The sequence below is a fragment of the Mesorhizobium sp. M1A.F.Ca.IN.020.03.2.1 genome, assembly GCF_004023205.1.
GTDB lineage: Bacteria > Pseudomonadota > Alphaproteobacteria > Rhizobiales > Rhizobiaceae > Mesorhizobium.
The window spans coordinates 25,855-44,199 of record NZ_RZSV01000008.1 but is presented as its reverse complement, the minus strand read 5'-3'; the positions used below and the strand labels follow the sequence as shown (position 1 = coordinate 44,199).

The 18,345-nt window shown below is 64.2% G+C and carries 20 protein-coding genes; 5 read left to right on the top strand and 15 right to left on the bottom strand.

Translation table 11 applies throughout. The features are described from left to right. Positions 1-76 precede the first annotated feature (76 nt). The 6 genes from EOA79_RS02820 to EOA79_RS02795 all read right to left on the bottom strand — a co-directional run bounded on the left by EOA79_RS02820 (position 77) and on the right by EOA79_RS02795 (position 3,116). Entirely contained in the window at positions 77-526 is a 450-nt protein-coding gene (locus EOA79_RS02820) for a DUF1801 domain-containing protein (protein WP_095823493.1), read from the bottom strand. Further along, positions 526-759, bottom strand: a complete 234-nt coding sequence (locus EOA79_RS02815) for a hypothetical protein (RefSeq protein WP_095823492.1) — start codon at positions 757-759, stop codon at positions 526-528. Before EOA79_RS02815 ends, EOA79_RS02820 begins: the two co-directional genes overlap by 1 nt. An 80-nt stretch (positions 760-839) precedes the next feature. Next, positions 840-1,250 (bottom strand): SRPBCC domain-containing protein, encoded by a 411-nt coding sequence (locus EOA79_RS02810; RefSeq protein WP_095823491.1) that lies wholly within the window; start codon positions 1,248-1,250, stop codon positions 840-842. Next, complete coding sequence (locus EOA79_RS02805; RefSeq protein WP_127335444.1) at positions 1,250-1,570, bottom strand: metalloregulator ArsR/SmtB family transcription factor; 321 nt, start codon at positions 1,568-1,570, stop codon at positions 1,250-1,252. The genes EOA79_RS02810 and EOA79_RS02805 overlap by 1 nt, the downstream gene beginning before the upstream one ends. Positions 1,571-1,711: 141 nt before the next feature. Continuing rightward, positions 1,712-2,182: a nucleoside deaminase gene (locus EOA79_RS02800; protein WP_067318844.1), complete on the bottom strand. Its 471-nt coding sequence runs from the start codon at positions 2,180-2,182 to the stop codon at positions 1,712-1,714. 82 nt (positions 2,183-2,264) lie between these two features. Next, a complete protein-coding gene (locus EOA79_RS02795) occupies positions 2,265-3,116 on the bottom strand; it encodes an IclR family transcriptional regulator (protein ID WP_082980771.1) in 852 nt (283 codons plus the stop codon). A 202-nt stretch (positions 3,117-3,318) separates the two neighbouring features. On the opposite strand from EOA79_RS02795, the gene EOA79_RS02790 reads away from it, so the two are divergent. The 5 genes from EOA79_RS02790 (at position 3,319) to EOA79_RS02770 (ending at position 8,506) form a co-directional block, all read left to right on the top strand. Then, positions 3,319-4,284: a tripartite tricarboxylate transporter substrate-binding protein gene (locus EOA79_RS02790; protein WP_067318842.1), complete on the top strand. Its 966-nt coding sequence runs from the start codon at positions 3,319-3,321 to the stop codon at positions 4,282-4,284. A 120-nt stretch (positions 4,285-4,404) separates the two neighbouring features. Then, positions 4,405-4,941: a tripartite tricarboxylate transporter TctB family protein gene (locus EOA79_RS02785; RefSeq protein ID WP_067318841.1), complete on the top strand. Its 537-nt coding sequence runs from the start codon at positions 4,405-4,407 to the stop codon at positions 4,939-4,941. Positions 4,942-4,946: 5 nt separating this feature from the next. Beyond that, a complete protein-coding gene (locus tag EOA79_RS02780; protein ID WP_067318840.1) occupies positions 4,947-6,470 on the top strand; it encodes a tripartite tricarboxylate transporter permease in 1,524 nt (507 codons plus the stop codon). A 15-nt stretch (positions 6,471-6,485) separates the two neighbouring features. Next, positions 6,486-7,670 carry a CoA transferase gene (locus EOA79_RS02775; RefSeq protein ID WP_067318839.1) on the top strand — a complete coding sequence of 395 codons (1,185 nt, stop codon included), beginning with the start codon at positions 6,486-6,488 and terminating at the stop codon, positions 7,668-7,670. Continuing rightward, entirely contained in the window at positions 7,667-8,506 is an 840-nt protein-coding gene (locus EOA79_RS02770) for a citryl-CoA lyase (RefSeq protein WP_095800552.1), read from the top strand. Before EOA79_RS02775 ends, EOA79_RS02770 begins: the two co-directional genes overlap by 4 nt. 111 nt (positions 8,507-8,617) lie before the next feature. Here the strand turns inward: EOA79_RS02770 and EOA79_RS02765 are convergent, their stop codons facing one another. The 9 genes from EOA79_RS02765 to EOA79_RS02725 all read right to left on the bottom strand — a co-directional run bounded on the left by EOA79_RS02765 (position 8,618) and on the right by EOA79_RS02725 (position 17,852). Next, positions 8,618-9,085: an NUDIX hydrolase gene (locus tag EOA79_RS02765; RefSeq protein ID WP_095800551.1), complete on the bottom strand. Its 468-nt coding sequence runs from the start codon at positions 9,083-9,085 to the stop codon at positions 8,618-8,620. A gap of 144 nt (positions 9,086-9,229) precedes the next feature. Further along, positions 9,230-9,601: a hypothetical protein gene (locus EOA79_RS02760; protein ID WP_245322273.1), complete on the bottom strand. Its 372-nt coding sequence runs from the start codon at positions 9,599-9,601 to the stop codon at positions 9,230-9,232. 59 nt (positions 9,602-9,660) lie between these two features. Beyond that, on the bottom strand, positions 9,661-10,353 hold the full coding sequence (locus EOA79_RS02755; RefSeq protein WP_067318833.1) for a response regulator transcription factor: 693 nt from the start codon (positions 10,351-10,353) through the stop codon (positions 9,661-9,663). Then, positions 10,350-13,073, bottom strand: a complete 2,724-nt coding sequence (locus EOA79_RS02750; RefSeq protein WP_095823488.1) for a sensor histidine kinase KdpD — start codon at positions 13,071-13,073, stop codon at positions 10,350-10,352. Before EOA79_RS02750 ends, EOA79_RS02755 begins: the two co-directional genes overlap by 4 nt. 56 nt (positions 13,074-13,129) lie before the next feature. After that, complete coding sequence (gene kdpC, locus EOA79_RS02745; protein WP_095823487.1) at positions 13,130-13,693, bottom strand: potassium-transporting ATPase subunit KdpC; 564 nt, start codon at positions 13,691-13,693, stop codon at positions 13,130-13,132. Between the two features lie 12 nt (positions 13,694-13,705). Continuing rightward, complete coding sequence (kdpB, locus tag EOA79_RS02740) at positions 13,706-15,802, bottom strand: potassium-transporting ATPase subunit KdpB (RefSeq protein ID WP_127335632.1); 2,097 nt, start codon at positions 15,800-15,802, stop codon at positions 13,706-13,708. Beyond that, on the bottom strand, positions 15,799-16,035 hold the full coding sequence (locus tag EOA79_RS02735) for a hypothetical protein (protein ID WP_245322272.1): 237 nt from the start codon (positions 16,033-16,035) through the stop codon (positions 15,799-15,801). The genes kdpB and EOA79_RS02735 overlap by 4 nt, the downstream gene beginning before the upstream one ends. Before the next feature lies 1 nt (position 16,036). Continuing rightward, the gene (kdpA, locus tag EOA79_RS02730; protein ID WP_095823485.1) at positions 16,037-17,740 is read right to left on the bottom strand and encodes a potassium-transporting ATPase subunit KdpA; all 1,704 of its coding nucleotides are present in this window, start codon (positions 17,738-17,740) and stop codon (positions 16,037-16,039) included. Positions 17,741-17,762: 22 nt separating this feature from the next. Beyond that, positions 17,763-17,852, bottom strand: coding sequence for a K(+)-transporting ATPase subunit F (locus EOA79_RS02725; RefSeq protein WP_067003971.1), 90 nt, complete (start codon positions 17,850-17,852; stop codon positions 17,763-17,765). Positions 17,853-18,345 lie beyond the last annotated feature (493 nt).

Here is an 18,345-nt window from a genome sequence, read left to right as displayed (position 1 = left end):
GTGTCCTCCTTCAACACCCGCTAGACGGATCGCCATGATGCCTCGTCGGGCGGACCGTGAGTGACCGATAATGCGCTTACATTCGTTCGCCAGGCAATTGACTTGCCTGTTTCACCCAGGAGACGAATTGCGCTTCGTCGAGCTGGTCGTCCTCATGGATGTGAAAATAGCGCGTGTCCTTGCTCTTGGATTCGCCGGGCGGCACCGGCGTCAGCGACATGCCGCGAAAGAAGGCCACTTTGACGTATCTGGTGAAACAATGAATGCCGAGAAACCAGCCTTCGCCGTCCATGCCGTAAAACGGCGAGTTCCATTTGACGGCCTTCTGCGCGTTGGGGACGGCCTGCATGATGAGTTGGTCGAGCCGGCGGCCTAGCTCGCTCTTCCAACCCGGCATCGCCGCGATATAGGCCTGCACGGGAGCGTCACCATACCCCTTGGCGATCTGCGGGTTGCCGCCCGAAAGCAGGACGGGTTTTTCCCCCGACGGCCTGGCTGCAACCTTTGCCGATTTCGCTTTTGCCATCAGGCCGGTCCGGCGCGCTCGCGCGCCGGCTCACCGCGCCACCTTGCGGCATGGGGCAGCACGAACATGTAGAGGCCGCTGAACAACAGCAGGAAAAGCGGCAGGAACGGCGAATAGACCACCCAGGCGGGCGGCTCGCCCAAGGCCATGGCGATGAAGTTGGCGATGACGGTCACGGTAAAGATGATCGACAGCCAGCGATGCAACTGCCTGATCCACTTGCTCCAGTCCAATGCTTCCTCCTCTGAAAGATCCAATGAACGCTGGGCTTACCAGCGCGCCAGGCTGCGTCATCTGGATGAGATTGCCGCCCTCACTCGATCCGCGAAAGCACCTGCTCCAAGGCCGAAAAGAACCTCGGCCAGCCAACGGTCGCACCTCGGAAATACGGCTCCTGGTCAGTCCGGAAGCCCGTCTGCTCCATGCGCAGGCGAGTGCCGGCGCTGGTCGGGGTGAGCGTCCATGTGACGACGCTCTCTAGATCCTTGGTGTCCCATGTGTAGGAAAGCGTTTTGTTTGGCTCGACTGTCTGGACCTGGCACTCGACACCGCCCCAGTCCGCGCTCAGTTCGAAACGGTGGTCTACGACCGGCTTGAAGTTGTTCTTCATCAGCCACTCCTCGATGAGATGCGGCTGGGTCAGTGCCCGCCAGATCTTTTCCGGCGGATAGGGAATCTCGCGCTCGACGATAACGGAGCGCGTTCCGGCCGGCATATCGTTCATTAATCCATCCTCTGCAGCAGATCCTCGAGATCGTCGAACCGGCTCTCCCAGAACCCGGCCATATCGCGAGTCCAATCCATTAGCGGCGCCAGCGCGCCAAGCTGTGCGCTGTAATGGGTCTGGCGACCCTCGTGGCGGTCGCGCACCAGTCCGGCTTGCTTGAGCAGGCCGAGATGTTTCGACACCGCCGGCTGCGAGACACCGGCCTCAGCCGTCAGCGCGCCGACCGTCTGCTCGCCTTGCCGGCACAGACGCTCGAAGATGGCGCGCCTTGTCGGATCGGCAAGCGTCCGGAACAGCATATCGTGTGCGTTCGTCATCTGGACTGATAACTCAATGGCTATTGATTGACGTATAACCAGTGAGATATGTGTGAGTCAAGCAGAGCCTAGAGGGCGGAAGCTTAGGGCGGACTGGGTCACCCTATCCTTGCGGACCCGTCCCCAACATCCGCTTCCGCGTCAGCGCTTCCAGAACTCGCGGTGTGGTGCGAGCAGCTCGTCCGCGACTTCGGGGAAGGGGCCAAACACCTCGATCTTTTTCTGCCCGGAGTCGAGCACGGCGCGCGAAGAAAGGCTCATCGTCGGATTCTCCGCGTGATCGCCGGTGAGCGCCAGAAGCTGGGTCTCCTCGAAGCCGTAAACCAGCCGGCCGATATTGGCCCAGTAGAGCGTTCCGGTGCACATCGCGCAGGGCTCGCCGGTTGAGACGAGCGTGCAGGTCCAGAGAAACTCCGGCGAATAGGCAGTCGCCGCGCGTCGCGCAAGTTCGGTTTCGGCGTGATGGACGGTGTCGATATTGCCTTGGCGCATGAGGATGGCGTCGTCGGGGCCGACCAGCACCGCACCGAATGGATGATGACCGTGCGCCGCCGCCTCGCGCGCCGCGGCGTCGGCGGATCGGAGATGGGCGAGCATCTGATCGCGGGTCATGGCAAAACCTATCGCGCCGCCATCCACCCGATGAGCGGCCCTTCGAGCCGAGATTGGTGCCAAGGGACGCGATTGGCAAGAGCTAACCGTCGCTTGAGCGTCCACCTGCCCGAAGCTCGGCGACATTGGCCTGCTGCGTGCCGGAAACTCGAATTTGATGCTCGCCAAAACCCGGATCCGTTGTGGGCTCCGGCGGCGTGTCGAGGCTTGCCGCATCCAGCATGGATGCATCTTCGCCAAAAGCGCGGGTGGCGCGGGCGGCAGCTTCGAGCAGCGGCCGCTTCATGCGGGTGAGGAAGGCCGCGTCGACCCGCGTGTTCGGACCGGCGAGCGTGAGCACGCCGAGCAGTGTCCGTCCCGGCCCGAAGACAGGGGCGGAGATGCCGGCAGTCTGCGGATCGCGGTCACCGATTGAAATGTAACTATAGGTTTTCCGGATCGTCTCGTAAGGCTCGCCCTGCTCTCCCGAGAAAGCGGCCAGCACCCGGCCGCCGGAACCAACCAGCAAGGGCAGCACGTCACCTTCCCGTATCGTGTAACGGATCGGGTGCTTGGACTCGACTCGGTAGAGACAGGTGCGCACGTCGCCCGAGCGGACATAGAAGGCGACGCTTTCCCAGCTCCGCTCGGAGAGATCGCGCATGATCGGCAACAGGATATCCATCGCCACGAGCGAGCGCTGGTAAAGCGCGCCAAGCCTGAAGGTCGCCGGTCCGATGCGATAGCGTCCGTCCTCCAGGCGCTCCAGCAATTGCCCGCGCATCAGCGAGTTGGCCAATCTGAGGATCGTGCTCTTGTAGAGACCGGTTCGGGCCGCGATTTCGGCGAGGCCGAGCGACCGGTCGGCAATGGTGAACGCGTCGAGGATGGCGATTGCCCGGTCGAGCGCGGCAACGCCGTCGGCCGGAGCCTGGCTTGGAGGGAGGTCTGTCATTGCGGTGACGATTTCATCGTGGTCGCCCATCCGGGAATGACCCTGGACATGCGGATTTAGTCCGATCCTATGCGTTCTGTCCAGCAGAATGGCATTCCCGTTGACAGAACGCGGTAACAAATGCTTGAACTCGAATGCGGGTCTTAATTCAGGCCACGTCTTGGCAGGCACCGGAGGAGGTGTCGTGATTTGGAGGAATCCCATGCTGAACAGACGCAGATTCTTGTCGACCACCGCCGCCGGCTTCGCGGCTTTGCATTTCGGACCCGCCTTTGCGCAGGACGCCCCGCAAATCCAAATCTTCGTGCCGGCGGCCCCCGGCGGCGGCTGGGACCAGACCGCGCGCACGATCGATCAGGTGCTGCGCTCCGAAAAGCTGATCTCCGGCTCGCAGATCACCAATGTCGGCGGCGCCGGCGGCACGGTCGGCCTGCCGCAATTCGTCAACCAGTGGAAGGGCAAGGGCAACGCGCTGATGGTTGCCGGCATGGTCATGGTTGGCGCCATCATCGCCAACAAGGCCGCCAACAATCTCACCGAAGTGACGCCGATCGCGCGCCTCACCGGCGAGTTCGAGGCGCTGGTGGTGCCGGCAGCCTCGCCGTTCAAGACGGCCAATGATTTCGTCGCGGCGCTGAAGGCGGATCCGACGAAGGTTCCGGTGGCCGGCGGTTCGGCCGGCGGTTCCGACCACATCCTTTTCGGCCTGATCGCCAAGACGGCCGGCGTGCCTGCCGCCAACCTGTCCTATGTGCCGTTCGCCGGCGGCGGCGAGGCACTGTCGGCGCTGCTCGGCAACCAGGTCGCGGCCGGCATTTCCGGCTACGGCGAATTCTCCGAGCAGGTCAAGGCGGGCGCGCTCCGGCTGCTGGCGATCTCGTCGGACAAGCGCCAGGAAGGCATCGACGCGCCGACATTGAAAGAGGCCGGCATCGACGTCGAATTGTTCAACTGGCGCGGCGTCTTTGCACCTCCCGGCGTTTCCGACGAAGACAAGGCGGCGATGATCAAGATGGTCGAGACCATGGCCAAGAGCGAGGCCTGGGCGACCGAGTGCAAGAACCGCAACTGGACGCCGATTCTGCTGACCGGCGACGATTATGCCAAGTTCGTCGCCGAGGACACGACACGCATCGGCGCGATCCTCAAGGATCTCGGCCTCGCCTGATCGCCTCCTGCCTGATCTCGAAGGAGGCTGCATCGCCTTCTTCGAGACAGCGGACATGCGACGGTTCAATGAAACTGCGGCGAAGCCGGCAGTGTAAGGCCGGCTTCCGGGGAGGAGATCATGAGCACCAGCGACCAGCAGGCGTCACCGCCGCGCCTTGCCATACCCGAATTGCTGATCGGCGTCGGGCTTCTTGCCTGCGCCGGGGCCGTTGCCTGGCAGACCCTGGCGATCCCGGTTTCGCCGCTCTATTCCAAGGTCGGCCCGAAGGTCTTCCCCTACATGACCATGGCCGGCATGGTGATCCTGTCGCTGCTGCTCATCGTTGCCGCCCTGCGTGGCGGCTGGCAGCCGGACGAGGAAAAGGAGACGCCGACCGATTGGAAGGCGATGGGTTTCGTGGTCGCGGGGCTCGTTGCCAATCTCGTGCTGATCCAGCCGCTCGGCTTCACAGCCGCCTCGGTGATCATGTTCGTGCTGGTCTGCTTCGGCTTCGGCAGCCGGCATCCGCTGCGCGATGCGCTGCTCGGCCTGATCTTGGCGCTGGCTGCCTATTTCGGATTCGCCAGAGCGCTCGGCGTCAACATCGGGGCCGGCCTGATCGAGAACCAGCTCAACGCGTTGATCAGCGCCCTCGTCGGCATGGGAAGGGGCTGAGGACGATGGACACGCTCGGTTATCTCGCGCACGGATTTGCGGTCGCCTTCACGCCGACCAATCTCTTGTGGTGCCTGCTCGGCACGACGCTCGGAACCGCGATCGGCGTGCTGCCCGGGCTCGGGCCGGCGCTGACCATCGCGCTGCTTTTGCCGATCACCTACCAGGTGGCGCCGGAAGCTTCCTTCATCCTGTTTGCCGGCATCTATTACGGGGCCATGTATGGCGGCTCGACGACGTCGATCCTGCTCAATACACCGGGCGAAAGTGCCACCATCGTCACCGCGCTCGAGGGCAACCGGATGGCGCGTTCGGGCCGCGGCGGCGCGGCGCTCGCGACTTCCGCGATCGGCTCGTTCGTCGCCGGGACCCTCGGCACGCTGGGCGTCGCCTTCCTGGCGCCGATCGTGGTCAAGCTGGCGCTGGCTTTCGGGCCGGCGGAATATTTCTCGCTGATGGTGCTCGCCTTCATCACCGTTTCGGCGGTGCTCGGCTCGTCCTCTGTGCGTGGGCTTACCAGCCTGTTCGTCGGCTTCGTCATCGGCATGATCGGCGTCGACCTGCAGACCGGGCAGCCGCGCTTCACCTTCGGCATGGGCGAGTTGCTCGACGGCGTCGACGTCATCATCGTCGCGGTCGGCCTCTTTGCGGTCGGCGAGACTCTCTACGTGGCCTCGCGCCGCTATGCCGGGAAGGACGAGATCGTGCCGCTGAGGGGCTCGCTCTACATGACTGCTTCCGAATGGGCGCGCTCGTGGAAGCCGTGGCTCAGGGGCGCGGCAATCGGCTTCCCGATCGGCGCCCTGCCCGCCGGCGGGGCCGAGATCCCGACCTTCCTGTCCTATGCCATCGAAAAGAAGCTTTCCAAGCACAAGGAGGAGTTCGGCACGGTCGGCGCCATCGAAGGCGTCGCCGGGCCGGAGGCTGCCAACAACGCGTCGGCTGCCGGCGTGCTGGTGCCGATGCTGACGCTTGGCCTCCCGACCTCGGCAACGGCGGCGATCATGCTGTCGGCCTTCCAGAGCTACGGCATCAATCCCGGACCGCTGCTGTTGACGACGCAGGCCAATCTCGTCTGGGGCCTCATCGCCAGTCTCTTCATCGCCAACGTCATCCTCGTCATCCTCAACCTGCCGCTGATCGGCCTGTGGGTACGATTGCTCAAGATCCCGGCGCCGCAGCTCTATGCCGGCATTCTGGTGTTCGCCACCGTCGGCACCTACGGCATCTCGCAGTCGCCGATCGATCTCATCATCCTCTATCTGCTGGGCGCGGCGGGCTTCCTGATGCGCCGCTTCGATTTTCCGACGGCGCCGGTCATCATCGGCATGATCCTCGGGCCGCTCGCCGAGACGCAGTTCCGCCGGGCGATGACGATCGCCAATGGCGACTGGACGGTGTTCTACCGGCACCCGCTCTCGCTGACGCTTTTAACGCTCGCCTTCATCGGTCTGGTCGGCCCGCATATCTGGGCCTGGATCGAACGCCGGCGCACGCGCGGACCAGAGCATGTGCCGGGCGATGCCTGACCGATCTGGAGCATCATGACAGACCTGCTTTCAGGCATACGCGTCCTCGACCTCACCAATGTGCTGGCAGGTCCTTACTGCGCCTACCAGCTGGCGCTGCTCGGCGCCGACGTCATCAAGGTCGAGGCGCCGCCGGGCGGCGATCTCGCGCGCCAGCTTGGCGCCTCGCCGGAGCTCAACAAAGCCGGCATGGGTGCATCCTTCCTGGCGCAGAACGCCGGCAAACGATCGGTGGTGCTCGACCTGAAGCAGGAGGCCGACCGCGAGCGCTTCCTCGACCTGGTCGCAACGGCGGACGCATTGGTCGAGAATTTCCGGCCGGGCGTGATGGATCGGCTCGGCCTCGGCCACGAGAAGCTGAAGGAGGTTAGGCCAAGCCTCGTCTATTGCGCGATATCGGGTTTCGGCCAGACCGGCCCGATGCGTGGCAACCCGGCCTATGATCAGATCATCCAGGGGCTGTCCGGGATCATGAGCATCACCGGCACGCCGGAAACGGCGCCCCTGCGCGTCGGCTATCCGGTCGCCGACACGCTGGGCGGACTGGTCGGGGCCTTCGCCATCGCTGCGGCGCTGGTGCGGCAGAAGACCAGCGGCGAAGGCGCCTTCCTCGACGTGTCGATGCTCGAATGCACGCTGTCGGCCTTGGGATGGCCGGTGTCGAACTATCTGACGGCGGGCGTCCAGCCTCAAGCCATGGGCAACGAGAACATGACGGCCGCGCCCTCCGGCGCGTTCCGCACCGGCGAGGGCCTGCTCAACATCGCCGCCAACAAGCAGGAGCAGTTCGTGATCCTTTGCGGCTTGATCGGCCGCCCAGACTTGGCTTCGGATCCGCGCTTCGCCGAACGCGAGACGCGCAAAGGGAACCGGGCAGCGCTGAAGCCGCTCATCGAGGACGCGCTTGCCGGCGCTCCTGCGGCGGTCTGGGAAGAAAAGCTCAACCGCGCCGGCGTGCCGGCCGGGCGGGTGCTGACGATCCCGCAAGTGCTGCAGGAACGCCAGGTCATCGAGCGCCGCATGACGACGCGCTTCCAGGAGATACCGGGAATGGACAACCCGCTCACGGTGGTGCGCGGCGGCTTTATGGTCGACGGTGCGGCTCCCGTGCCAGCCGGCCCTCCGCCACGTCTTGGCGCGCATATGGACGACGTGTTCGCCAGCTTGCCGGCGCGCGGCAAGGGGAGGGCGCGGGCATGAGCGCGGACAAAAAGACCGGCCGCGACCGCGGCGAGGAGTGGTGGCGGACCGGCATCATCGAGATGCAGCCCGGCGTGATCCGGCTGCGCGGCTACCAGATCCAGGATCTGATCGGCCGGGTCAGCTTTCCGGCGATGATCTGGCTTATGCTGCGCGGCGAATTGCCGGGCGACGATCAGGCGGCGCTGCTCGGCATCGCGCTCGGGGCCGCCGTCGACCACGGCCCGCAGGCGCCGTCGATCGCGATCGCGCGCATGGCGGCGACCTGCGGCGTCGGCATCAACAACGCCATGGCCTCCGCCATCAATGTGCTGGGGGACGTGCATGGCGGGGCCGGCGAGCAGGCGCTTTCCTTCTATGGCAACATCGCCGCCGCAATCGATGGTGGCGCGAGCCTCGCCGAAGCGGTGAGTGCGCGGCTCGACCGGTTCTTCGCCGAGGAAAAGGGCTACGTGCCCGGCCTCGGGCATCGCTTCCACCCGATCGATCCGCGGGCGCCACGCCTCATCGAACTGACGCGCGACTTCGCCGGTCGCGGCGTCGTCAGCGGGCGCTTTGCCGACATTGCCGAGGCGATCGAGGCGGAGGTGGCGACACGCAAGGGCAAGACGATCCCGCTCAACATCGATGGCGCCACGGCCGTCATCTATGGCGAGCTTGGCTTCCCGCCGCCACTGACGCGCGGCCTCTTCGTGCTGTCGCGCTCGGTAGGCATACTGGCGCATGCCTGGGAGCAATCACAGGAGAGCGACCGCAACAAGGGACCTCTGCCCAAAGAATGGCTGTGGGCTTATAGCGGCACCCCGGCACGGCCGTTTCCTGGCGACTCCGATTAGAGCGTTTCACCGTTCCACGGAAAACGGCGAACCATTCCATCCATTTTGTTGTGACGGAATTCCTGACGGATGCCGTGTCACACTTTCGTGGAATTGCGCCAGGCCATCGTCTTACGCCGGATCGGTCACCAAGGCCGTCAAATCCCTCAGCAGCGTGGAAAGCTCGGGCTCGTCGATCAGCAGGGCCGCATCGGCCGCCGGCAGCCAAGCCCGCTGACGGTTCACGGCCTCCCGCCAGTCGGCCATCTCCTCGCTGACCTCGAGCAGGTAGACGACCACGTCGACACGGACGAAACGGCTGGCCATGCGCTTCCAATAGGAGTAGCCGCCGGCAGGCTGCTTCAGCGCCTTGCCCAGCACGCCCGCCTCTTCCTGGGCCTCGATCGCGGCCGCCTTGCGCCCGCTCTTGCCTTTCATGGGCCAGCCCTTGGGCACAATGAAACGTTTGGTCGTGCGCGAGGTGACCAGCAAGACTTCAAGCTGGCCGTCGCCGCGTAGGCGAAAGGGGATGGCCGCCACCTGGCGGATCCGCTCTCCCTTCTTTGCCCTGCGTACTGCTTTCTTCTTGGCTGCTGCCATCCCAAAATCCGATCAAAGCGCATTCCTGCCGTACGCTATCCGCACGGCAAAAATCTCGCTCCTGCAAATCCCAAAACCGCCGCCCATGCAAGGCGGCTCGCTGCCGACAGTAAGTCGGCTAAGTAAACCCAAAAAAGAAAAATGTCAGCGGCAGACGCGCGAAATCGTGGTGCCGATCACCCGAGACTGGCAATTCTGCTTGACGATCGGCACTTCAGGGCGAGCCTTCGGAACGATCTGCCGGTCCTGCTCGCGGTAAAGCTGCTGCTGTTGCTGGAACTGTCGTCGCTGCAGCTGGTTCCGGAGCGCCTGCAGCTCGTTATGTTGGATCAGGGCGTTGCGGTCTGTGGGGATGACGACCTGCGCGGAGGCATATGAAGCCGCGCCCAAAAGGGCGGCAGTCGACAAAGCCGCGGCAATCAAAGCCGCCGATAGCCGAGGATGCGACATCGCTTCCTTCCCGCACGAAAAACAGAAACCTTGCCGTAATATAGGATGTTTGTGCGGATCTACCATGGTTCAAGCGACCGATCTCGGCACAGCCTCGATCGGTTTGATGATGCCCGCCGGTTCCTTCAATCGACCTCGCGCAAACGGTAGCCGACGCCGGTCTCGGTGATGATGTAGCGCGGCTGGTCCGGTGTCTTCTCGATCTTCTGCCTCAATTGGCGGACATAGACCCTGAGATATTGCACGTCCGTCGACTCGTTCCAGATCTGCTTCAGCAGGAACTGATGGGTCAGAACCTTGCCGGCATACTGCACGAGCATGCGCAGGATATCGTATTCCTTCGGCGACAGTTTTACTTCCTTACCCTCTACCTTGACGATGCGCTTCACCAGGTCGACCGAAAGGTCTCCGGCCTGGAACACCGGCTTCTCGCCCTGCTGCTGGAACTTGTGGCGCAGCGCCACGCGGACGCGGGCGACGAGCTCGTTCATGCCGAAGGGTTTCGTCACATAGTCGTCGGCGCCCATCTCGAGCGCCTGGACGATGCCGGCCTCGTCGGTGCGGCTCGACAGGATGACGACCGGAATGTCGAGGCCGTCGTCACGCCATTTGCCGAGCAGTTCGAGGCCCGTCATCCCCGGGAGGCCGAGATCGAGCAGGATCAGGTCGGGCCGCTGCGCCTGCATGAGCTCGATCGCTGCCTTGGCGTTCGGTGCCTCCGATACGGCATAGCCCTGGCTGCCGAGGCCGACCCGAAGCAGCCTGCGGATCGGCGGTTCGTCGTCGACGACCAGGATGCTGACGTTCTGACCGGTCATGCGGCGTCATCCGTTTTGGCCACGGCAAGGTCCGGAATTTCCTGCGGCACCGGCATGCGGATGGTGAAGATCGCGCCGGGCCGGTCGGTACGGTTCGTCGCCGAGATCCTGCCGCCCATGGCCTCGACGAAACCGCGACTGATCGACAGGCCGAGACCCGTGCCGGCGCGGACCTGGTCGCGCTTGCGCACCCGATAGAAGGTGTCGAAGATCCGTTCGAGGTCGTTGGGCGGGATGCCTGGTCCCTCGTCCATGGCCTGCAGGATGACGGAGCCGTTGTCGACCCAGCCTTGCAGGCGGATGGTCGAGCCGGGCGCGGAATACTTGGCGGCATTGTCGAGGAGGTTGAACAGCGCCTGCTCGAACAGCACCGGGTCGAGGCGCAGCATCGGCAGGTCCGGCGGAATGTCGGTGTTAATGCGGTGCTCGCCGGTGATCTTGCGAGCGCGATCGAGCGCCGAGCCGACGATATCGCCGACATAATGGAGGGCGTAGTTCGGCTCCATGGCGCCGGACTCGATCTTGGTCATGTCGAGCAGATTGGCGATGAAGCGGTTGAGCCGCTCCGATTCGTCGACCACCGTCGACAGGAGTTCCGCGCGGTCCTCTTCGGGAAGGGCGGCCGCGTATTCCCGCAGCGTGCCGGCGGCACCCATGATGGCGGCCAGCGGCGTCTTCAGGTCATGCGAGATCGAGGTAAGCAGCGCCGTGCGCAGCCGGTCCGCTTCCGCCGCCAGCCTGGCGCGGTCGACATCGGCGACAAGCTGGATGCGTTCGATGGCGACCGCCGCCTGATCGGCAAGCGCGTCGAGAAGGCGCTGCTGCTCGGGGGTCAGCAAAGGGCCCTGTTTGTCGTTGTCGAGGCCGACGACGCCGACCGCTGTCCGGCCTGTTCGCAAGGGCAGATAGAGGCGCTTGGCGCCGGGCAGCGTATCGGCGCCGCGGCCGGCGGGGCGATCATGTTCCCAGGCCCAGCGGGCCGCCGCGATGTCAGCCTCGGCGAGCGTATCGTCCGGCGGATAGCCGGCCTTGACGGTGATCGTTCCATTCTCGGGCAGAAGCAGCACCACGCGCACTTTCAGCATCGAGGCGATCTGGAAGGCGGTGGCCCACAGCACGTCGTCAAGCGTGCCGGCGCCGGCGAGCTTCTTCGAGAACGAGTAGATGTCCTGCGTGGCTCGCGCGCGTGAGCGGGCGGCGACCGCCTGGCGCTGGACGCGCGCCGTCAGATTGCTGGCGATGACTGCGACAACGAGAAAGACCGCGAAGGCAACGATGCTCTCCGGATCCCTGATCGTGAACGTATAGCGCGGCTCGAGAAAGAAATAGTTGAAGGCGAGCGCGCTCAGGAAACAAGCGTAGAGCGCCGGCCAGAGTCCGAACGTCACCGCAGAAGTCAGCACCGCCAGCAGCAGGACGCTGGCCAGATTGCGGACATCGAGGAACTGATCGAGAATCGAGCTGACGGCCACCGCGCCGGCGACATAGGCCGTCGAGAACAGATAGGGCCAGATCTGGAAGGGCTTCTGCTCGGACGCGGCCTTCACCCGTGCCGACGGCATGTCGGCATCGCGCTCCTTGCCCGAAATGACATGGACGCTGATGTCGCCGGCATTGCGGATCAGGTCATAGGTGAGCGAGCCCTCGATCAATTCCCGCCAGCGCGAGCGGGTCGGCCTGCCGATGACGATATGGGTGAAGTTGTTCGCCGTCGCATGGCGCACGATATCCTGGGCGACGTTCTGGCCCGGGATGGTCACGACCTCGGCGCCGAGCTGTTCGGCAAGGCGCAGATTTGTTGCCAGCCGGTCCTTGTCCTCTTCGGACATGCCGGCCAGGCGAGGCGTGTCGACATGCAGCGCCGTCCATGGCGCCCGCAGGCGATCGGCGAGCCGGCGCGCGTAGCGGATACGAGCGCTCCCGTCCGGACGCGAGTCGACGCAGACAAGGACCCGCTCGCCGGCCGCCCACGGTCCCGGAATGGCGTGGGACTGCATATGGCTGAGGAGCTGTTCATCGACGCGCTGCGCGGTGCGTCGCAGCGCCAACTCGCGAAGCGCCGTCAGATTGCCAGGCGAAAAATAGTTCTCGATCGCGCGCTGAGCGGTTTGCGGGAAATAGACCTTGCCTTCATGCAGCCGCTTGATCAGGTCGTCCGGGGTGAGGTCGATGACCTCGATGTCGTCGGCCTCGTCGATGATGGAATCCGGAACGGTTTCACGCACCCTGACGCGGGTGATCTGCGCCACGACGTCATTCAGGCTTTCGACATGCTGGATGTTGAGCGTGGTGTAGACGTCGATGCCCTGCGACAGGATTTCCTGAACATCGAGATAGCGCTTGGGATGACGGCTGCCGGGCCCGTTGGTGTGCGCGAGCTCGTCGATCAGAACCAGCTCCGGCCGCCGTTTCAGGATGGCGTCGATGTCCATCTCGTCAAGGACCCGGCCCCTGTATTCGACCTCGCGGCGCGGGATCACCTCATAGCCTTCGACCAGCGCTTGGGTTTCCTTGCGGCCATGCGTTTCAACGACGCCGATCGCGACGTCGATGCCGTCGGCGCGCCGGGCGCGGCCTGCCAACAGCATCTCGTAGGTCTTGCCGACGCCGGGCGCCGCGCCAAGGAAGATGCGCAGACGGCCGCGGCCCTCCCGCTCCGCGTGCTCGAGCAGCGCGTCGGGAGAAGGTCTGTTCTCGAAGTTGGTCCTGTCGTCCGGCATCAAGTCCAATCATGGATTGCACCGGGGATCGTGTCGATCCCCGCTGCGAGTGCTGATTATTTGAGATCGTCGAGCCCCATGTTGAGGGCCAGCACATTGACCACCGGCTCACCCATGAAGCCCAGCTCGCGATCCTCGACATGGCCGTCGACAAGCGATTTCACCTTGGCTTCATCGATGCCCCTGGCCTTGGCAATCCGCGGCACCTGGAAATAGGCCGCCTCCGGGCTGATGTCGGGATCGAGGCCGCTGCCAGACGTGGTGACGAGATCCATCGGAACCGGTGCGTTCGGGTTCTCAGCCTTCAGCCTGTCGGCGTCGGCCTTGATACGTTCGATCAGCTTCGCATTGGTCGGCCCGAGATTCGAGCCGCCGGAGGAGGCGGCGTTGTAGCCGTCGCCGGCGGCCGAGGGCCGCCCGTGGAAATAGCGGTCGCTGGCGAAGGCCTGGCCGATCAGTTCGGAGCCGATAACCTTACCATCCTTTTCGATCAGGCTGCCATTGGCCTGCCTGGGAAACAGCGCCTGCGCGATGCCGATCATGCCGATCGGATAGATGAGGCCGGTCAGCACCGTGAAGAAAACGATCATGACGATAGCGGGTCTGAGTTGCTTGAACATCGGAATGGGTTCCTATGCCAGGCCAAGAGCCGTGACGATCAGGTCGATCGCCTTGATGCCGGCGAACGGCACGATGATGCCGCCAAGGCCGTAGACGAGAAGATTGCGGGTGAGCAGCGCGCCGGCGCCGATGGCGCGGTATTTCACCCCCTTCAGCGACAGCGGGATCAGCGCGACGATGATCAGCGCGTTGAAGATGATCGCCGACAGAATGGCGCTCTGCGGCGTCGCCAGATGCATAATGTTGAGCGCCTGCAGCGGGCCTACCGACTGGCCGGGCGCGACGTAGAACACGGCGAACATGGCCGGGATGATGGCGAAATACTTGGCGACGTCGTTGGCGATCGAGAAGGTGGTCAGCGAACCGCGCGTCATCAGCAGCGCCTTGCCGATCTCGACGATCTCGATCAGCTTGGTCGGATCGCTGTCGAGGTCGACCATGTTGCCGGCCTCGCGCGCGGCGACCGTGCCGGTGTTCATGGCGACGCCGACATCGGCCTGGGCGAGCGCCGGCGCATCGTTGGTGCCGTCGCCGCACATCGCGACAAGCTTGCCCTTGGCCTGTTCCTCGCGGATCAGCGACAGCTTGTTTTCAGGCGTCGCCTGGGCCAGGAAGTCGTCGACGCCGGCTTCGGCCGCGATGGCCGCTGCGGTCAGCGGATTGTCGCCGGTGATCATCACCGTGCGGATGCCCATCTTGCGCAACTCGGCGAAACGCTCGCGAATGCCGCCCTTGACGATGTCCTTGAGGTGGACGACGCCGAGCAGGCGCCCGTCGCGCTCGACCGCCAGCGGCGTGCCGCCGGCCTGGGCGATCTCGTCGGCCCTGGCCTGCAGGTCGCGCATGGTGTCGCTTGTCGGACGCGTGCCATGGCTTGCGACTGTTGCTTGATTGACATGGGCTAGCACGGCATCGACCGCGCCTTTGCGCACCGACGAGCCGTCGATGTCGACGCCGCTCATACGGGTCTGCGCGGTGAAGGGCACGAAAGTGGCATGCAAGGTCGCCATATCGCGGGCGCGGATGCCGTATTTTTCCTTCGCCAGCACCACGATCGAGCGGCCTTCCGGCGTCTCGTCAGCCAGCGAGGCCAATTGAGCAGCATCGGCCAGTTCCTGTTCGGACACACCCTTCACCGGATGGAACTCGGTCGCCTGGCGATTGCCGAGCGTAATGGTGCCGGTCTTGTCGAGGAGCAACGTGTCCACGTCGCCGGCAGCCTCGACGGCGCGGCCGGACATGGCAAGCACGTTGAAACGCACCAGGCGATCCATGCCGGCAATGCCGATGGCCGAAAGCAGCGCGCCGATCGTGGTCGGGATCAGCGTCACGAACAAAGCGACGAGGATCGTCACCGGGATATAGCCGCCGGAATAAGAGGCGAAGCTCGGGATGGTCGCGGTGGCCAGGACGAAGATCAGCGTCATGCCTACAAGCAAGATGTTAAGCGCGATCTCGTTCGGGGTCTTCTGGCGCTCCGCACCTTCGACCAGCGAGATCATGCGGTCGAGGAAGGTCTGGCCGGAGGCGGCGGAAATGCGCACGCGGATCCAATCGGACAGCACCTGCGTGCCGCCGGTGACGGCCGAGCGGTCGCCGCCGGATTCGCGGATCACAGGCGCGGATTCGCCGGTGATTGCCGCCTCGTTGACGGAAGCCACGCCTTCGATCACCTCGCCGTCGGAAGGGATGATGTCGCCGGCTTCGATCAGCACGATGTCGCCGACCTTCAGGCGGGTGCCAGGCACCAACTTGAACTTGCCGCGATCCTCGGCGTTGACGAGCAGCTTGGCCTGGGTCTCGGTGCGCGCCTTGCGCAGCGAGTCCGCCTGCGCCTTGCCGCGTCCCTCGGCCACCGCCTCGGCAAAGTTGGCGAACAGCACGGTGAACCACAGCCAGATGATAATCTGCAAGGTGAAGCCGAGATCGCCGCCGCCGGTGATGACATCCTTGACGAACAGGACGGTGGTGAGTGCTGAGACGATGGCGACGACGAACATCACCGGGTTCTTGATCAGCGTGCGCGGATCGAGCTTGCGGAAAGCGCCGCCAATGGCGGGCATCAGGATGCTGGCATCCAGAATGCTCGCGGATTTGGACTGGCTCATTTCAGGACTCCGGTATCGGTGATGTTGGATGGCGCCGGGTGTTCGGTCTTCGGCAACAGATGCGGAAGGCCCGAGGCCAGCAGCCACAGCACGAACAGCACGGCCGCCATGCCGAGGAAGGTGGAGAGCGTCGGGAAAGGACGAGGCTTCTCGTCCCCTCCGTCATCGGGCGTTCCGTCACCGGATTGGTGACGATCGTGCCGACGTATGTTGTTGAACCAGGGCATGGTCATCTCAGAAAGTCTGTCCGAGGATCATCGCCAGATGCTCGACGATCGGGCCGACGGCGAGCGACGGGAAGAAGGTGAGGCCGCCGACGATGACGATCACGCCGACCAGGAGACCGACGAACAGCATGCCGTCGGTCGGGAAGGTGCCGGCGGAAGCAGGCAGGGTCTTCTTCGTGGCCAGCGAGCCGGCGATGGCCAAAGCCGGGATGATGACCAGGAAGCGGCCCATCAGCATGCCGATCGCGATGGTGATGTTGTACCAGGGCGTGTTGCCGGTCAGTCCGCCGTAGGCCGAGCCGTTGTTCGCGGCCGCCGACGTATAGGCATAGAGCACCTCGGTGAAGCCGTGCGGGCCGCCATTGGCCATCGAGGCCACCGCGCTCGGCAGGACCACGGCGATAGCCGTGAAGATCAGCATCGCCAGCGGCAGGCAGAGGATGGCAAGCATCGCCATCTTGACCTCCTTGGCCTCGATCTTCTTGCCGAGATATTCCGGTGTGCGGCCGACCATCAGGCCGGCGACGAAGACGGCGATGACGACAAACATCAGGATGCCGTAGAAGCCGGCGCCGACGCCGCCGACGATGACCTCGCCAAGCTGCATGTTGATCAGCGGGATCATGCCGCCAAGCGCGGTGAACGAATCGTGCATGGCATTCACGGCGCCGCACGAGGCGGCCGTGGTGATGACCGCGAACAGCGCCGACAACGCAATTCCGAAGCGCGTCTCCTTGCCTTCCATGTTGCCGCCGTCGATGCCGAGCGCATGCACCAGCGGACTGCCGGCGGCCTCGGCCCAGTAGCAGACGATGACGCCGACGAGAAACAGCACGCCCATCGAGGCAAGGATGGCCCAACCCTGGCGCTCACTGCCGACCATCCGCCCGAAGACGTTGGTGAGACCGGCGCCGAGCGCGAAGATCGACAGCATCTGGATCAGGTTCGAGATGGCGTCCGGATTCTCAAAAGGATGCGCGGCATTGGCGTTGAAGAAGCCGCCGCCATTGGTGCCAAGCATCTTGATGGCGACCTGAGAGGCGACTGGGCCGAGCGCGATCGTCTGCTTGGCGCCTTCCAGCGTGGTGGCGTCGACATAGGGTCCAAGCGTCTGCGGGATGCCGAGCCACACATAGACGAGCGTCAGCACGATGCAGGCCGGCAGGAGCACGTAAAGCGTGCAGCGGGTCAGGTCGACCCAGAAACTGCCGATCGACTTGCCCGAGGCGCGGGCAAAGCCGCGGATCAGCGCGATCGCAATGGCAATGCCGGTGGCGGCCGAAACAAAGTTCTGGACGGTGAGGCCGGCCATCTGCACGAGGTAGGACATCGTGCTTTCGCCGCCGTAGTTCTGCCAGTTGGTATTGGTGACGAAGCTCGCCGCGGTGTTGAAGGCGAGCTCCGGTTCGACCGCAGCCATCCCGGCGGGATTGTAGGGCAGCGCGCCCTGCAGCCGCTGCAAGGCATAAAGCACGAGGAAACCGGCGAGGTTGAAAAGCAGCATGCCGGTGGCGTAGGCGGCCCAGTGCTGTTCTTCCTTCTCGCTTGTCCCGGCGAGGCGATAGAGGCCGCGCTCGATCGGGACAAGCACGGGCGACAGCAACGTACGATCGCCTTTGAAGACGCGGTGCATGTAGCCGCCGAGCGGCTTCACGAGCAAAAGCAGGATCCCGCAATAGACGAGGATCTGTATCCAGCCGTTGAGTGTCATGAACTGACTTTCCGTATGCCGATCAGAAGCGCTCTGGGCGGATGAGGGCGTAGGTGAGGTAGGCAAGCAAGAACAAGGTCACCGCGCCGCCGAGGACGTAGTCGAAAAGCATTGTAAGACCCTTCGATCAGATTCTGTCGCAGGCTTTGACGTAAGCTAAGGACAGGACGAAGAACAAAATCCCCATCCCGAGAACAACGAGGTCCATTGCAGGCATTCCTTGTTTCGGCTTGTTTTTGCACCCCGACACGGTCGAGTTCAAAATTGCACAGGACCGCCCGTCACCTTGGCGGCGACGGCGATGAAAGTGTTTTTCGAGGGGAATATGGACCCGACCGCCATAAGGGTTCGAGACGAGGCGGGGACCAAAGAAATAGGAATCTTATAGGAAATTGACGCCACGGGATGAAGGCGGCGGCAACGTGCTGTTCCAAAGATCCGGAAGCTGGTTGGCCGGCCGCCGGTCCCTGCACGGCATCTCCTCTTCCAACTGCGTGGAGAGCGCTACATAGCGGCCGACTGGCTGCATGCCGATCGGCACGCCGCCGGCGGACTGCCCAGCCGCGAAGCGGCTAGATGTGAGGTTGCGCGGCAGGCTGACCGGA

What these genes read in the sequence shown, in the direction of transcription:
- EOA79_RS02820 (WP_095823493.1), bottom strand. Translation starts at nt 526, where the DNA reads ATGGCAAAAGCGAAATCGGCAAAGGTTGCAGCCAGGCCGTCGGGGGAA.
- EOA79_RS02810 (WP_095823491.1), bottom strand. Translation starts at nt 1,250, where the DNA reads ATGAACGATATGCCGGCCGGAACGCGCTCCGTTATCGTCGAGCGCGAG.
- EOA79_RS02805 (WP_127335444.1), bottom strand. Translation starts at nt 1,570, where the DNA reads ATGACGAACGCACACGATATGCTGTTCCGGACGCTTGCCGATCCGACA.
- EOA79_RS02800 (WP_067318844.1), bottom strand. Translation starts at nt 2,182, where the DNA reads ATGACCCGCGATCAGATGCTCGCCCATCTCCGATCCGCCGACGCCGCG.
- EOA79_RS02795 (WP_082980771.1), bottom strand. Translation starts at nt 3,116, where the DNA reads ATGACAGACCTCCCTCCAAGCCAGGCTCCGGCCGACGGCGTTGCCGCG.
- EOA79_RS02790 (WP_067318842.1), top strand. Translation starts at nt 3,319, where the DNA reads ATGCTGAACAGACGCAGATTCTTGTCGACCACCGCCGCCGGCTTCGCG.
- EOA79_RS02785 (WP_067318841.1), top strand. Translation starts at nt 4,405, where the DNA reads ATGAGCACCAGCGACCAGCAGGCGTCACCGCCGCGCCTTGCCATACCC.
- EOA79_RS02780 (WP_067318840.1), top strand. Translation starts at nt 4,947, where the DNA reads ATGGACACGCTCGGTTATCTCGCGCACGGATTTGCGGTCGCCTTCACG.
- EOA79_RS02775 (WP_067318839.1), top strand. Translation starts at nt 6,486, where the DNA reads ATGACAGACCTGCTTTCAGGCATACGCGTCCTCGACCTCACCAATGTG.
- EOA79_RS02770 (WP_095800552.1), top strand. Translation starts at nt 7,667, where the DNA reads ATGAGCGCGGACAAAAAGACCGGCCGCGACCGCGGCGAGGAGTGGTGG.
- EOA79_RS02765 (WP_095800551.1), bottom strand. Translation starts at nt 9,085, where the DNA reads ATGGCAGCAGCCAAGAAGAAAGCAGTACGCAGGGCAAAGAAGGGAGAG.
- EOA79_RS02760 (WP_245322273.1), bottom strand. Translation starts at nt 9,601, where the DNA reads ATGGTAGATCCGCACAAACATCCTATATTACGGCAAGGTTTCTGTTTT.
- EOA79_RS02755 (WP_067318833.1), bottom strand. Translation starts at nt 10,353, where the DNA reads ATGACCGGTCAGAACGTCAGCATCCTGGTCGTCGACGACGAACCGCCG.
- EOA79_RS02750 (WP_095823488.1), bottom strand. Translation starts at nt 13,073, where the DNA reads ATGCCGGACGACAGGACCAACTTCGAGAACAGACCTTCTCCCGACGCG.
- kdpC (WP_095823487.1), bottom strand. Translation starts at nt 13,693, where the DNA reads ATGTTCAAGCAACTCAGACCCGCTATCGTCATGATCGTTTTCTTCACG.
- kdpB (WP_127335632.1), bottom strand. Translation starts at nt 15,802, where the DNA reads ATGAGCCAGTCCAAATCCGCGAGCATTCTGGATGCCAGCATCCTGATG.
- EOA79_RS02735 (WP_245322272.1), bottom strand. Translation starts at nt 16,035, where the DNA reads ATGACCATGCCCTGGTTCAACAACATACGTCGGCACGATCGTCACCAA.
- kdpA (WP_095823485.1), bottom strand. Translation starts at nt 17,740, where the DNA reads ATGACACTCAACGGCTGGATACAGATCCTCGTCTATTGCGGGATCCTG.
- EOA79_RS02725 (WP_067003971.1), bottom strand. Translation starts at nt 17,852, where the DNA reads ATGCTTTTCGACTACGTCCTCGGCGGCGCGGTGACCTTGTTCTTGCTT.